The 13,504-nt window shown below is 48.7% G+C and carries 11 protein-coding genes and 1 pseudogene; 6 read left to right on the forward strand and 6 right to left on the reverse strand.

Going from position 1 to position 13,504, the window contains the following annotated elements:
- Nucleotides 1-247: 247 nt before the first annotated feature.
- The gene (locus tag PHT49_07020; protein ID MDD5451630.1) at nt 248-2,197 is read left to right on the forward strand and encodes an ATP-dependent DNA helicase; all 1,950 of its coding nucleotides are present in this window, start codon (nt 248-250) and stop codon (nt 2,195-2,197) included.
- Here PHT49_07020 and serS read toward each other — a convergent pair.
- Nucleotides 2,163-3,443, reverse strand: a complete 1,281-nt coding sequence (gene serS / locus PHT49_07025; GenBank protein ID MDD5451631.1) for a serine--tRNA ligase — start codon at nt 3,441-3,443, stop codon at nt 2,163-2,165. The two genes, PHT49_07020 and serS, sit on opposite strands and share 35 nt — an antisense overlap.
- A 413-nt stretch (nt 3,444-3,856) precedes the next feature.
- Between serS and deoC the strand changes: the two genes are divergently transcribed.
- The gene (deoC, locus tag PHT49_07030; protein MDD5451632.1) at nt 3,857-4,528 is read left to right on the forward strand and encodes a deoxyribose-phosphate aldolase; all 672 of its coding nucleotides are present in this window, start codon (nt 3,857-3,859) and stop codon (nt 4,526-4,528) included.
- Between the two features lie 67 nt (nt 4,529-4,595).
- Here the strand turns inward: deoC and PHT49_07035 are convergent, their stop codons facing one another.
- Nucleotides 4,596-5,228 carry an MBL fold metallo-hydrolase gene (locus tag PHT49_07035; GenBank protein ID MDD5451633.1) on the reverse strand — a complete coding sequence of 211 codons (633 nt, stop codon included), beginning with the start codon at nt 5,226-5,228 and terminating at the stop codon, nt 4,596-4,598.
- 211 nt (nt 5,229-5,439) lie between these two features.
- On the opposite strand from PHT49_07035, the gene PHT49_07040 reads away from it, so the two are divergent.
- Nucleotides 5,440-5,589, forward strand: a complete 150-nt coding sequence (locus tag PHT49_07040) for a hypothetical protein (protein MDD5451634.1) — start codon at nt 5,440-5,442, stop codon at nt 5,587-5,589.
- 98 nt (nt 5,590-5,687) lie between these two features.
- Here the strand turns inward: PHT49_07040 and PHT49_07045 are convergent, their stop codons facing one another.
- Together PHT49_07045 and PHT49_07050 are read right to left on the reverse strand one after the other, a co-directional pair.
- The gene (locus PHT49_07045) at nt 5,688-6,392 is read right to left on the reverse strand and encodes a nuclease-related domain-containing protein (protein MDD5451635.1); all 705 of its coding nucleotides are present in this window, start codon (nt 6,390-6,392) and stop codon (nt 5,688-5,690) included.
- Between the two features lie 160 nt (nt 6,393-6,552).
- Nucleotides 6,553-7,119: a hypothetical protein gene (locus PHT49_07050; protein ID MDD5451636.1), complete on the reverse strand. Its 567-nt coding sequence runs from the start codon at nt 7,117-7,119 to the stop codon at nt 6,553-6,555.
- 321 nt (nt 7,120-7,440) lie between these two features.
- Between PHT49_07050 and PHT49_07055 the strand changes: the two genes are divergently transcribed.
- Nucleotides 7,441-8,280, forward strand: a complete 840-nt coding sequence (locus PHT49_07055; GenBank protein MDD5451637.1) for an HDOD domain-containing protein — start codon at nt 7,441-7,443, stop codon at nt 8,278-8,280.
- Nucleotides 8,281-8,381: 101 nt separating this feature from the next.
- Here PHT49_07055 and PHT49_07060 read toward each other — a convergent pair whose 3' ends face one another.
- Both PHT49_07060 and PHT49_07065 read right to left on the reverse strand, forming a co-directional pair.
- A complete protein-coding gene (locus tag PHT49_07060) occupies nt 8,382-10,031 on the reverse strand; it encodes a LysM peptidoglycan-binding domain-containing protein (GenBank protein ID MDD5451638.1) in 1,650 nt (549 codons plus the stop codon).
- A 162-nt stretch (nt 10,032-10,193) separates the two neighbouring features.
- Entirely contained in the window at nt 10,194-10,397 is a 204-nt protein-coding gene (locus PHT49_07065; GenBank protein ID MDD5451639.1) for a PLD nuclease N-terminal domain-containing protein, read from the reverse strand.
- A gap of 354 nt (nt 10,398-10,751) precedes the next feature.
- On the opposite strand from PHT49_07065, the pseudogene PHT49_07070 reads away from it, so the two are divergent.
- Nucleotides 10,752-11,693, forward strand: a pseudogene (locus PHT49_07070) (aspartate carbamoyltransferase catalytic subunit).
- Between the two features lie 209 nt (nt 11,694-11,902).
- Nucleotides 11,903-13,246 carry a dihydroorotase gene (locus PHT49_07075; GenBank protein ID MDD5451640.1) on the forward strand — a complete coding sequence of 448 codons (1,344 nt, stop codon included), beginning with the start codon at nt 11,903-11,905 and terminating at the stop codon, nt 13,244-13,246.
- Nucleotides 13,247-13,504 lie beyond the last annotated feature (258 nt).

Here is a 13,504-nt window from a genome sequence, read left to right on the forward strand (position 1 = left end):
TAAGCCCAAAGTTCAAATATCAAATCTATTCACCAAATTTATACTTTGACATTTGGGCATTTGAAATTTAGTAACAGTTTAGCTGTTTGAAAAAGCATCCTTAAATCCCTCCCGACCTCCCTTTTCCAAAGGGAGGAGAAACACTTCCCCCTTTGAAAAAGGGGGATTTTTGAGGCGCTGTTTTCTGGACGACTAGCTCTTTTCAAATAGCTAACGTGTTACGGATTTTAGCATTTGACATTAAATAATGGTGCACACAAAGACCGATAAAATAACCGATATCTTCGGCCCGGATGGTTTGCTTGCCAAATCTCTGCCTGGGTTTGAGCACCGTGCCGGCCAGGAAAAGATGGCCGGGGCTGTGCTCGACGTCTTTATCCATGAGGGGAGACTCCTGGTGGAGGCCGGAACCGGCATCGGCAAGACCCTGGCCTACCTCATTCCGGCGGCCTTAAGCGGGCGCAAAGTAGTCATCGCCACCGGCACAAAAAATTTACAGGACCAGATATTATCCAAGGAAGTCCCCTTCCTTCAGAAACATCTCTTTCCGGAGCTGGCCGTCGTATGCCTCAAGGGTAAAAAGAACTATCTCTGCCTGCACAAATGGAAACACCTCCAGATGCAAAGCGACATTCCCTTTTCGGAGCAGCTCGACCTCTGGCCGCGATTAAATGCCTGGATAGCAGAGACAAAAACAGGCGACCGGGCTGAACTGCCCTGGCTCCCGGACAAGCATCCTCTATGGAACGACATCAGTTCCTCGGCTGAGCAGTGCCTGGGCTCGGCCTGTCCCGAAGCGGAATCCTGTTATATAAACATCCTGCGCAAAGAGGCGGCCAGGGCAGATATCATTGTGGTCAATCACCACCTGTTTTTTTCCGACATGGTAGTGCGTGACTCCGGTTATGGCGAGGTCATCCCGCGGCATGAGGCGGTCGTCTTTGATGAGGCCCATCATATCGAAGACGTGGCCACCACCTATCTGGGCTACTCCGTGAGCGCCCATCGCCTTTCCGACCTCATACGGGATGCCGAAAAGGAGATAAACACCGGCCTGCTGGCCTCAAAGGCAAAACTGGCCTGTCTCAAAAAGCTCGCTCAACTGCGCGAGCGCGTTGAAACCTTCTTTAATCTATTGCCGATCACCGAGGGAAGGGTCAACATCCGTCGCCCCCTTGACCGGGAACCGGTTCTGGGCACTCTGCAGGAGGCCATAACCCGGCAATTGGCCGAGCAGGGCCGGGCCATGGAAGACCTGTCCGCAAAGAATGAGGGGGTTGCCCCTCTAAGCCGGCGTTTCTTTGATATAGCCCGGGATATGACCGCTATCGCCACCATGGAAGATCCCAATATGATCTACTGGCTGGAAAAGAAAGATCGTTCCGTCGTGCTGGCGGCGTCACCCCTTGACGTTACGTCTGCCTTTCAGGCTAAACTCTATAGCCATCTGCCGGCCTTTGTCTTTACGTCGGCTACACTTACCGTAAAGGGTAATTTTGACTTTTACAAATCGCGCGTGGGGCTCGATGAAGAAACCATAGAGTTTAACATCCCCTCACCTTTTGATTATGCCAGGCAAACCCTTCTTTACGTCCCAAAAGATATTCCAGAACCGCAGTCACCTGTCTTCTGCGCCGCCATCTCACGGGAAATAGAAACCATCCTGGATGCCTCCTCCGGCCGGGCCTTAGTCCTTTTTACCAGCTATCGCAACATGCAGGAAGTTTACCATCTCATTAAAGACAGGCTTCCCTTTCCGCTATTAATGCAGGGGGAAAAACCACGCCCTGTTCTCCTGGAACTATTTCAGAGAGACGTTCATTCCGTGCTCCTGGCCACAAACAGTTTCTGGGAAGGGATAGACGTCCCCGGAGAATCCTTAAGTTGCGTTATTATAGACAAGCTCCCTTTCGGCGTCCCCTCTGATCCGGTCATGAAGGGGCGAATCGATTGGTTGAAAAGGCAGGGGAAAAATCCCTTTTCAGACTATCAACTGCCCCTCGCCGTTCTCAGTTTAAGACAAGGCATTGGAAGACTGATCCGTTCGAGTAATGACCGCGGGCTTCTGGCCATACTGGACGTGCGCACCCTGAAACGGGGTTATGGCGCCACCTTCCTACAGAGTCTTCCCCAAACCCGTCTCACCCATAACTTAGAAGAGATCAGGCGCTTTTTTCTATCCGCACCTTCCCCATGAGATAAGGCCTTAAAACCGGCGGGATAACCACGCTGCCATCCGCCTGCTGGTAGTTTTCTAAGATAGCTACTACGGTGCGGCCGATAGCCACGCCTGATCCATTCAGGGTATGCACCAGCTCCGTCTTTGTCTTGCCCGACCGCCGGAAACGAATGTTGGCGCGGCGGGCCTGAAAGTCTTCAAAGTTGCTGCACGAAGATATTTCCCGGAAGGTCCCCTGACCGGGCAGCCAGACCTCAATATCATACGTCTTAGCTGCGGAAAAACCGAGATCGCCGGTACAAAGCTCTACCACTTGATAAGGGAGCCCCAACTGCTGTAAGACTTCTTCCGCATCCAGGAGCAGGTTTTCCAGCTCTAAATATGATGTCTCCGGGGTGGTAAACTTAACCAGTTCAACCTTGTTAAACTGGTGCTGACGGATAAGGCCGCGTGTATCTTTACCGTAAGAACCCGCCTCGGCCCGGAAACAGGCAGAATAGGCCACGTACCGCTTGGGTAACTCCTTCTCCTCCAGTACTTCGTCCCGGTGGATATTGGTAACCGGCACTTCCGCCGTAGGGATGAGATAATAATCCCGGTCTTCCAGCTTGAAGAGGTCTTCCTTAAATTTGGGCAACTGGCCGGTAGCCGTCATGGACGTATCGTTCACAATAAAAGGCGGCCAGACCTCTGTGTAGTGATGCCGGCTGGTATGAAGATCAAGCATGAAGTTGATCAGGGCCCGCTCCAACTGGGCCCCAAGACCTTTGTATAGGGTAAACCGGGCCCCGGAAATCTTGGCCCCTCGTTCAAAATCAAGGATGCCTAACTCCTCGCCTATGTCCCAGTGCGATCTTGGTTCAAAATCGAACTGCCTGATATCACCCCAACGTTTGGCAACCGGATTATCACTGCTGTCCTTTCCGATAGGCACTCCCTGATGAGGGATGTTCGGAACAGACAATATAATCGCGGAAAGGGCCTTTTCTTTTTCTTCAAGAACTGTCTCCATCTCTTTAATCCTGTCGTTAACGACCCGCATCTCCTCCATAAGGTGTTCCGCTTTTTGCCCTTCTTTCTTAAGACGCCCCACCTCTTTGGAAACGAAATTGCGCCGGTTGCGCAGGTCCTCCACATCCTGGATGATCTTGCGCCGGTCACCATCCACGGTTATAAATTCATCCAAAGAAAGGTCAGAGCCTCTTTGCAGGAGCTTCTCCTTAACCAGATCAATATTATTGCGTACAAACTTTAAGTCCAGCATACCATGCATCCTTCCTGTATTGGAAAATACAACTGCCCACCAGAGAGGTAACAAAACCCTGCCGGGATGTCAAAATATTTTTACTGGAGTTTTCCGACTTTTTAGGGAACACCTATGTTTCTGAGCGAAACTTGCTGGAGCAGCGGGGTACCCATCGAGGGCGAGCAGGAAGGGGAAAGCCAGCCCTTTAGTGGCTGGAAGGGGCAACCATTCCCCAACTGCGAGCCCCGAAAGGGTCGCTGCGCAAGCCGTGAAGCGAAGAGACTAGGAAGTTCCCTAAAAAATGCAAAATTATCAATAAGGTCCTATTATGGGAATCCTTCTTTAAAAAGTCGGAAAACTCCAGATTTTTCTTCTTTACATCCAAGTATCTGACATTGTAAAGACTGTATCAATTTAGAGGGCCTCAAGAAATGGATACACAGGTTATTCCCCTTGCCTCATATATCGATCACACGCTGCTTAAACCAACCGCCACCCGGGCAGAGATAACCCGGCTCTGTGAAGAGGCCGTAGAATGCCGGTTTGCCTCGGTCTGTATCCCGCCCTGCTATGTATCCCTGGCCGCAGACATACTGAATGGCACGTCCGTTGCCACAGGCACGATCGTTGGCTTTCCTCTTGGCTATAACACAACCGCCATCAAGGTAAAAGAGGCGGAAACGGCCCGGAAAGACGGCGCAAAGGAGATTGATATGGTCATAAATCGCGGCTGGATAAAGGATGGCCTCTATCCGTTGATGGTGCAGGAAGTCCGGGAAGTAACGCAGGGCGCGCCTGATATGATCGTTAAGGTCATCATGGAATTATGCGATTTGACCGGATCAGAAAAAAGAGAAGCCGCCGCCGCCCTGCTGGAAACCGGCGCCCACTTCCTTAAGACCTCCACTGGACTGGGCAAGGCCGGAGCGACCCTTGAGGATGTGCGTTTATTGGCAGAGATTAGCCGCGGCCGCATGAAAATCAAGGCAGCGGGAGGTATTCGCCACGCCTCTGAAGCCCTGGCCTTCATAAAGGCCGGGGCTTCTCGTATCGGCACAAGTGCGGGTGTACAAATTATGCGGGAGCATTTATCCAGCCACTAAGACACCAAGACACCAAAAAATTAGGAAATTATTTAAAACATAAGTGCAGACCTTTGTGTCTTTGTGGCTATCTTTTCGGTAATATACGCACTTCTACCTTACCCTTTAGAAGTTTCTGGAACTTTTGGGCGTCACTCTCCGTGCCGACAATAGATCCATAGTGCATGGGAATAGCTACGGCAGGCTTGATAGCCAGGGCCGCCTCTGCCGCCTCTTCGGCAGTCATGACATAGGTGCCGGAAACCGGCAGAAGGGCGATATCAGCCTTTATGGTCTTCATATCCGGGGTAAAATCCGTATCGCCCGCGTGGTAAATACGAACACCCTCCACAGTGACAATAAATCCCAGGCCGCCCGCCGCCTTGGGATGGAATTTCTTATTCAAGTTGTAAGCGCTAACCACCTCCACCTGGAGACCGTCTGCTGTAATTTTGTCACCTGGGTTTACCACATTGATATTGCCCTTTAATTTGGCCGCCGAGGTCTTATCGGTGATAATAACCGTCCCTGCCTTTTGAATCCTGGCCACATCTTCCGGCGAACAATGGTCAAAATGCTCATGGGAAATAAATATGATGTCCGCAGGCCTGCTATTTGCCGGCAACTGAAAAGGATCAAAATAAATCGCCTTGCCGCCGCTAACGAGTAAAAAGGCGGCGTGCCCCAGCCAAATCAAATTTTTTAAAACTTCTGCCACCATTTGTGTCAACCTCCCATGAAATTTCCCCGGGATCAAAAAGATACTATAATCCTAAAGATATCATCCTCGTAATGTCAAGGGGAAAGGATGAAAATACCTATCCGGGACAGGCGGAGCGCCTCCGGAAAATTCATGTTTTTGTCATTTTCACCGATAAGAATATTGAAGGCTTGTTCATACTACACAAAACTGTCCGGGTGAAACCAAGACCATGTCTAACCTCTTCCCGAACCTCAGTCGAAAGATATCCGGTCTCAGAGAAATGATACACCGGCGCCGGGCCTTACGATACCAGTTGAAAGAATTAAAACGTATCCGGGAAAGGTTGATGTACAAACGAAAGGCCATCACCAGCCTTTAGCTTTAAGCATTCTCTTACGTTTGAGTCGTTCGAACGTTTCGAACATCGAACGTTCTGACGTCTTCTAACTTCCGTATTCTGTCTCCTGACTACTGATTTTACACCCCGCCTCTTTGTCTGGCCAAAAAACCACTCAAGATAAAAAGAAAGCTCTTATCCAACAGTTCTTCCTGATAAGCGCCAATAACTTCAGGCAAGAGTTTAAGGTCAACAACGGCCGCACCTTTGACAGTAATGGGAGCTTCTATAGACATGCGCGGGAGGCACAGCACAGGAAACATATCAATATCCTTCCGGAACTCCTTCTGTATAAGCTCCTGAAATAAATGTACCTTGTGCCAGATTTCCTCAATTAAAACATCGGCCTCTTTACCGTCTATTTGCAAACGCTTACCATTACTATACAGCCGTCCTGAGATACCACGGGTATAAATCAGGATACATCCCTGCGGCGTTAAGACCAGATGATCGATATCTAAATCCTTAAAAACTAAATTATGGAAGGCGAAACATTTCGGCGGAAGATTAGCCAGGGCCGCTGCTACCTCGGCCCTGGCCTTTTCATCTGCGGGAATCGGTCTAAACCATACAGACTGGACATGCGCCCATCTCCTGAGGATCAGGCTAACCAGTAAAAAGAAGGTGGTAATACTCCCTATGATTATACCCATTGCCGGGCGGACAAACAGTCCCAACCCAAAGAGAGACAATAATTCCCTTACGGCGAACAAAACCACGATCGCAAAAAAAATTATCCATAGCCCCCCAAGATGAGGATGGTAACTGGAAACCCTGTCCTTCATATAAGGAGATAACACACCCTTCTAGAAGAATAACCAACCAGCGGGAAAAAAGAATTGCAGGCCACGGCCTACCGTAGGCAGGACACGGGAGTAAAAAAGGGAATTCGTAGATTCACATCCGCCAGAGGCGGACATCTTCGACCGTAGGAGAAAGAGTTTGTTACAACACAACTTCATAGTCTTGCTTTATGCCTTTAAGGAATTTTTCGTAAAGAATGTCCTCTTTCATTAAGAAAAACCACTTGACCTTGAGTATGGTTTCCAGTCTCTCATGCCCTATAAAATACCTGGAAAAGGTCTCCCCTAACTTCGTGAGACTATCCAGGGTCTTTTGGGTATCAATATTGATACAACTGATACCGGAAGCGACCTGCTGATACTCACTGAACCTTTCATCCAATATACGTTTAAACTCCCTTTCGCAAGTTACAGGCCCCGACTTACCATAGGCAGGTCTTGCCTTGCCTGGTTCGGACATTATTTTTTTTACATACAAATCACGGAGCTTAGTCGCTGCTTCTCCATTAAAAGTCCACCTGAGACACAGGTAATCAATAAATACCGATAAAACTAAAAATTCGCAAAAATGTTTATCCGATAATTCTGCTTCGGGAATCGCCGCTGCAAGCTCCTCATACATTTTAGCAAATTGACCGCGCTCCAACGCCTTCTTAGTAAATAACTTTATAAATTCCTCAGGGGTTATTTTTTCCCTACGCACCGGCAAGGCATCCTCCCCTAGGTGAATCAGTCATCAGACGAAACCATAGAGTTTGAAACTAAACTTGAGCAATTCGTAAAAAAGCCTTTTCACCGCTGAGCACGCAGAGTCCGCAGAGAAAAACTTTAAACTGTTTAATATGTTATCTCGGCGTTCTCGGCGACCTCTGCGGTAATTTTGACTTTTTATAAGACCATCAAACTTAAGTCTCTTATTAGGGTTATATTAGATTGAATGATGCTGGTCAAGATATTTTTGGATTCCCACTCGCCTTCCGATAAGAAATTAAAGTGCACTCACAGGAGAATAACAGCCACCATGTTCGATATGGCCAAAGTCTTAAAATCCATAGACCAGCTTCCGCCCCTTCCTGAGGTCAGCCGAAAGATTCTCCAATTGGTCAATGACCCGGATTCCTCAGCCTCTGATATCGTAACAGTAGTCCGTCACGACCAGTCCATAACCGCCAATGTCCTCAGGCTTTGCAACTCGGCTTATTTTGGGTTCAAACGCAGCATTGACTCATTAGTCGAAGCTATTGTCCTCATAGGACAAAACCAACTCGCAGAATTAGTTATGATCAGTAGTTGCATCCACCTTTTCCGTAACGAACATAAAGGATACAACATGAAAAAAGGCGAACTGTGGCGACATGCTATCGCCTGCGCCCTTCTATCACAAATCATTCTCAAAAAAATGGGGTCTTCTCCTGACCACGGCCTTTACACCGCTGCCCTTCTCCATGATATAGGCAAAGTGATCCTGGACAACCATATGAAAGATAATTATCAACAGGTAATCGGCCGGATTCAAGAGGCCAATGTGCCGTTTCACATTGCAGAGCAGGAAATATTAGGGATAGATCATGCCGAACTAGGCGCACAGATTATGGAAACCTGGAATCTACCTGATAACATAGTGAGAGGAATTCGTATGCATCACCGGCCTGAAGGCAGGTTCGGGTCTAAGGATTTCGGCGCTATCATACACCTGTGCGACCTGCTCAGCCTGCATAACGGCATAGGCAGAGACTTCCATGAAACAGATGCGGTTACCCTGAAAACCTTCCTGGAAATGGCGCAACTCTCAGAAAAATTTATGGACTCCTGCGCCCAGGAATTAGGGGAAGAGATGGAAAAAACGGCGGCGGTTATCGGTCTTGTCTAATGCCCAAATGGGGCTTTCAGTTTTGAGCTTTGACATTTGACATTCATTTGAACTTCACCAACCAGAATCTTCGGGTTATGGGATCGAGATTTTCTGCGAGCTTACGTAGCAGTGCTTGCCCGAACCTTAAGTCTTGTTCCTGGTAAAAGGGTATCCCTCTGCATATTGTTCCATATGCGAATGTTGGCCGGGGTAACGTTATATTTCTGGGCGATATTCCACAGGGTATCCCCTCTGCGCACTCTATGGTATCTTGCCTTTGGCTTACCGGCATAAATCTTCTTACCCTTGCCGGACCGGGCCGCCAGGATCTTCTTTGAAGTTTTAGGTTTTATTATATCGCGCCCCGGCGCATCTGCGACCCGATCTTGTTTATATTCCGAGGCGTCAACAAGAAGTGTACGGCCGGCCCTAAGTTTTGCATCTTCTGCCAGGTCATTTTGACCACAAAGAGCCTTTACGCTTACACCAAACCGCCTGGCAACACTGTAAAGGGTGTCTCCTTTCGCTACGGTGTAAGTATGCTCTTTCTGCCCGGTTGATTTCTCACCCTCGTGTATATCAAAAGAGGCAACTTTGACCTTGGGTTGCTGTTTCTGGGGAGCAAGTGCATATTCCCTGACCTGATAAGGGATTCGCAGCACCTTGCCTTTTTTTATAGAACGTTTCCCTTTTATCTTTATTTTATTCGCACTGGCCAGAGTTTTTTTCGAAGTGCCAAACTGTTGAGCTATCCTGGCCAAGGTATCTCCCTTTTTAACTACGTACCGGTGATAACAGGTCTTAACAATCGTCTTAACCCGGTCAAAATTATCCTCGAAGAATTGCGCGGCGCTTTTTGGGATATTGAGCAAATAGGACTCACCAGGCGGGGTACAGTCGCGTCTGAGCGCAGGATTGAATTCCTTAAGAATATGATAATCCACTCCACTGGCCAGGGCTGCGGCCCTTAAATCCGTTTGAGGTGGGACAGTCACCTTCGCACAGGGAACAGGCTGCTGGTATTCCACATCCGTAAATCCATACTTCTCCGGGTTCCTGGCTATAATAGTCGCGGCTATCATCTGGGGGACATAATCCCTGGTTTCCCTTGCGAACAGGTCGTAATCGCACATTTCCCAAAAGTCAGTAGTCTCATAGGTGCTGATCCCCCGACGAACCTTGTTCTCGCCTGCATTATATCCCGCCGCAGCCAGGTACCAGCAGCCAAATTCCTGATAAAGATCCCTAAGATAATTTGCCGCGGCCCTGGTTGCCTTCTCAGGATCACGTCGCTCGTCCAGCCAGGAGTTGACCTCAAGACCATAACGCCGGGCTGTCCCCTCTATGAATTGCCAGGGACCACAGGCCTGTGCAGGTGAATAAGCGCTTACATTGAAACCGCTCTCAATCATGGCCAGATATACTAAATCTTCCGGCAGCCCATTTTCGCGTAGTATTTCGCGCATGCGTGGCACATAGCGTGTGGAACGCGCCAGCCAATTGCGAAACACCCTTCTTTTTTCAGTTTGAAAATAATTAAGGAAGTATTCTACCCGGCCATTAATTGTGATAGGAATGTCAATTGAAACTTCGTTAGAAAGATATCCGGGAAACCCGCCTTTGCTACAATTCCCTTCTGCTTCGGCAGAAGAACCCGCGGGTAATGGAGAAAGGTTAGCCGCTATTATTTCTTCTGCTTCTGCGATACTTAAAGAACATAACGTCATCCATATAAAAAACAGTATTACCCATTGGCCTGTTCGCTCCATGAACTTCCCCTTTTATGATAAGCGTCATCAGTCAATAGTCATTTGTCACCAGTAAAAGATACCAAAGAGACTTTGCGAAACTCAAGAGAACTGCCGACTAATGACTAATGCCCATTGACCAATGACATTATAGCATCTTCTACAATAAAAGGATTTTTACTGTCAACCAATTTTATCGGCGATTTTCCTGAACTTCTTAAATGCGAAATATATTAACCCGCCCAGTACCGGCAAAAAAATGATGATCAAAAGCCAGATCATCTTTTTTTGCGGGTCATCGAAAGGTCTATGAACAACATCCCTGATCGCCAGGAAGGTAGGCACCATCGGTAATAATAAGATAAAAAGAACGATAATGACGCGCATAATGGCTATCTTAGATTAATTTGGACGCAGATTTTCGCCGCTATCCGCAGAAATTTTTGATTTAATATCCTGGTAACCTGTGTTCATCTGCGTCCAAAATAGAAATTCCTGTGTCTTCCTTCGGGAAGATAGCAGTCTGAGCGACTTTAGTAAACAAAAAATCCATAGCTGATCGCTGACTGCTGAAAGCTGAGAGCTAATTTAGTGCTTGACTCATGTAAAAAGGTGATGATAAATTACCGAACAGGTCTAACAGGGAAAGTAATGAAGATACCACCAAGAGGTCTATTTAACTATGGGGCGCCCGGCCTCCTTACTCTCTGAGGAAGGAGGCTTTTTTTTGAATACGGACTGATGAAAGAAAAACCATTTACGATAAAACATATCCTGGACATCGCCGGCTTAAGCCCGGACCAGATCACCTATATTCTGGACACCGCAGAATCTTTTAAGGAAATCTCTACTCGCTCTATCAAAAAGGTGCCCACCTTACGCGGCAAGACAGTAATTAACCTCTTCTTTGAACCCAGTACCCGCACCCGGGCCTCTTTTGAAATAGCTGCAAAAAGACTAAGCGCCGATACCCTGAGCATTTCCGCCTCAACCAGCAGCGTGGTAAAGGGGGAGACCTTAATCGACACTGCCCGGAACTTAGAGGCTATGCAACCCGATGTAATCGTCTTGCGCCACTCATTATCAGGCGCTCCCCACCTTCTAAGCAGACATGTTCGGGCCTCGGTCATCAACGCCGGCGATGGCGCGCATGAGCACCCCACTCAGGCCCTTCTGGATTTACTCACGGTACGCGAAAAAAAGGGGGGAATTAACGGCCTTAAACTGGCCATAATCGGGGACATTGCACACAGCCGGGTAGCGCATTCCAATATCCTCGGCTTTACAAAAATGGGAGCAAATGTTGTAGTGAGCGGCCCGGCAACTATGATACCGCCTTATATAGAAAAACTGGGAGCCAAAGTTACTCTGAGTATAAAAAAAGCCTTGCAGGGTGCGGACGTGATCATGGTCTTACGCATTCAACTGGAACGGCAGAACAAGCTCAACTTCCCTTCCATCCGTGAATATGCCACCTATTTCGGGCTTAATACGAAACATCTGGCCTCAGCCGCACCGGATGTTATAGTTATGCATCCCGGCCCCATTAATCGCGGTGTAGAAATAAGCCCAGAACTAGCTGACGGCCCTTATTCTGTAATTCTTGATCAGGTGACAAATGGTGTAGCCGTACGCATGGCCCTCCTTTATCTTCTCCTGGGGAGCGAAACACGCATGTCGCATGGCGACACAAAGAAAGATGAAAATAATCCCCCCTCACCCCCCTTTAGTAAAGGGGGGGATACGTTAAACCCCCCTTTTGGGAAAGACGGGGTCCCATCAATTCCCCCTTTTCCGCACTCAGGCGGATTCGCCGGGGCGAAGGAAAAGGGGATCCCCTACATTCCCCCTTTGGAAAAGGGGGATACAGGGGGATTTTCAGGTGAGAGTCAATGAATCTATATCTGAAAGGTGCAAGGATAGTCGATCCCTCTGATCTGACAGGTCGTGCCATAGGCAGATTCACCGGGGCGAACGAGACGCCTGTCTTAATTAAAACGAAAGTACTCTATGATATATACATCCGTAACGGCAAAATAGCTTTCATAACACCACAGGGCAAAGAACCCATACCGGCTGCCGCCAGGGTAATCGACCTTGCCGGGAAAATCGTCACCCCCGGCCTCATAGATATGCACACCCACCTGCGCGAACCGGGTGAGGAATATAAAGAAACCATAGCCACGGGATGTCTGGCCGCGGTCTCCGGCGGGTTCACGGCCATAGCCTGTATGCCCAATACCAAACCGGTCAATGACAATAAATCCGTAACCGAATATATCCTGCAAAAGGCGCAGGAGGCCGGGCTGGCCACCGTCTATCCCATCGGGGCTATCAGCAAAGGGCTTCAGGGAGAAACCCTGGCCGAATTCGGTGATATGAAAACCGCCGGGATAACGGCAGTTACAGATGATGGCCGGCCCGTCATGAATGGCGAACTCATGCGCCGGGCCCTGGAATATGCCCGAAACTTCGACTTACCGGTGATCTCACACTGCGAAGACCTGACGCTTTGTTCAGGCGGGGTAATGAATGAGGGGGCTGTATCCACACAGCTTGGATTACCCGGCATCCCGGCCGTGGCTGAAGAAGTCATGATCTTCCGGGAAATCAGGTTGGCCGCTCTTACCGGTGGCTCAGTCCACATCGCCCATGTAAGCGCCAGGGGCTCGGTCGATTTGATAAGACAGGCCAAGGCCTCCGGGGTCAACGTCACCGCGGAAACCGCCCCGCATTATTTCTCTTTGACCGAGGAGGCCGTAGCAGGCTACGACACCAACGCCAAGATGAACCCTCCCCTCAGAACGAAAGAGGACGCAGCCGCCGTTATCGAGGGTCTCAAAGATGGGACCATAGACGCCATTGCCTCTGACCACGCCCCGCACAGCACGCTGGAAAAAGATGTGGAATTTAATATGGCGGCCAACGGCATCGTAGGTCTAGAAACCATTCTCCCGTTGACCCTGAAACTCGTCCATGCCGGTCATCTTTCCCTTCCCGAGGCTGTCGCCAAGCTCTCCACCAATCCGGCCCGTATTCTGCGAATTGAGGTTCCTTCCATCAAGATCGGCCAAAGGGCCGACCTCACCGTCATTGATCCTGACCGCAAATTTATCGTCGATGTCCAAAAATTCCAGTCCATCAGCAAAAACTCACCCTTCCATGGCTGGGAATTAAAGGGCACGGCCGTAATGACGATAATAAATGGTAGGATCGTCTTTGATGATCTCGATTAAAATTCCTTTCACCGCAGAGACACAGAGAAAGATAGGCTTAAAAGATAAAAATTAAAGTATCAGTTTAGCCGTTTGAAAGAGTATTTTAAAATCCCTCCCAACCTCCCTTTTCCAAAGGGAGGAGAAACACTTCCCCCTTTTCCGCACTCGGGCGGATTCGCCGGGGCGAAGAAAAAGGGGGATTAAGGGGGATTTTTGAGGTGCCGTTTTCTGGACAACTAGCTCTTTTCAAACACCTAAAGTGTTACAAATTAAAAA

This window comes from Desulfovibrionales bacterium, assembly GCA_028715605.1.
Classification (GTDB): Bacteria; Desulfobacterota; QYQD01; order QYQD01; family QYQD01; genus QYQD01.

Coding starts and splice junctions, on each gene's coding strand:
- PHT49_07055 (MDD5451637.1), top strand. CDS start 7,441: ATGGCCAAAGTCTTAAAATCCATAGACCAGCTTCCGCCCCTTCCTGAG.
- PHT49_07065 (MDD5451639.1), bottom strand. CDS start 10,397: ATGCGCGTCATTATCGTTCTTTTTATCTTATTATTACCGATGGTGCCT.
- deoC (MDD5451632.1), top strand. CDS start 3,857: ATGGATACACAGGTTATTCCCCTTGCCTCATATATCGATCACACGCTG.
- PHT49_07060 (MDD5451638.1), bottom strand. CDS start 10,031: ATGGAGCGAACAGGCCAATGGGTAATACTGTTTTTTATATGGATGACG.
- PHT49_07075 (MDD5451640.1), top strand. CDS start 11,903: ATGAATCTATATCTGAAAGGTGCAAGGATAGTCGATCCCTCTGATCTG.
- PHT49_07040 (MDD5451634.1), top strand. CDS start 5,440: ATGTCTAACCTCTTCCCGAACCTCAGTCGAAAGATATCCGGTCTCAGA.
- PHT49_07020 (MDD5451630.1), top strand. CDS start 248: ATGGTGCACACAAAGACCGATAAAATAACCGATATCTTCGGCCCGGAT.
- PHT49_07045 (MDD5451635.1), bottom strand. CDS start 6,392: ATGAAGGACAGGGTTTCCAGTTACCATCCTCATCTTGGGGGGCTATGG.
- serS (MDD5451631.1), bottom strand. CDS start 3,443: ATGCTGGACTTAAAGTTTGTACGCAATAATATTGATCTGGTTAAGGAG.
- PHT49_07035 (MDD5451633.1), bottom strand. CDS start 5,228: ATGGTGGCAGAAGTTTTAAAAAATTTGATTTGGCTGGGGCACGCCGCC.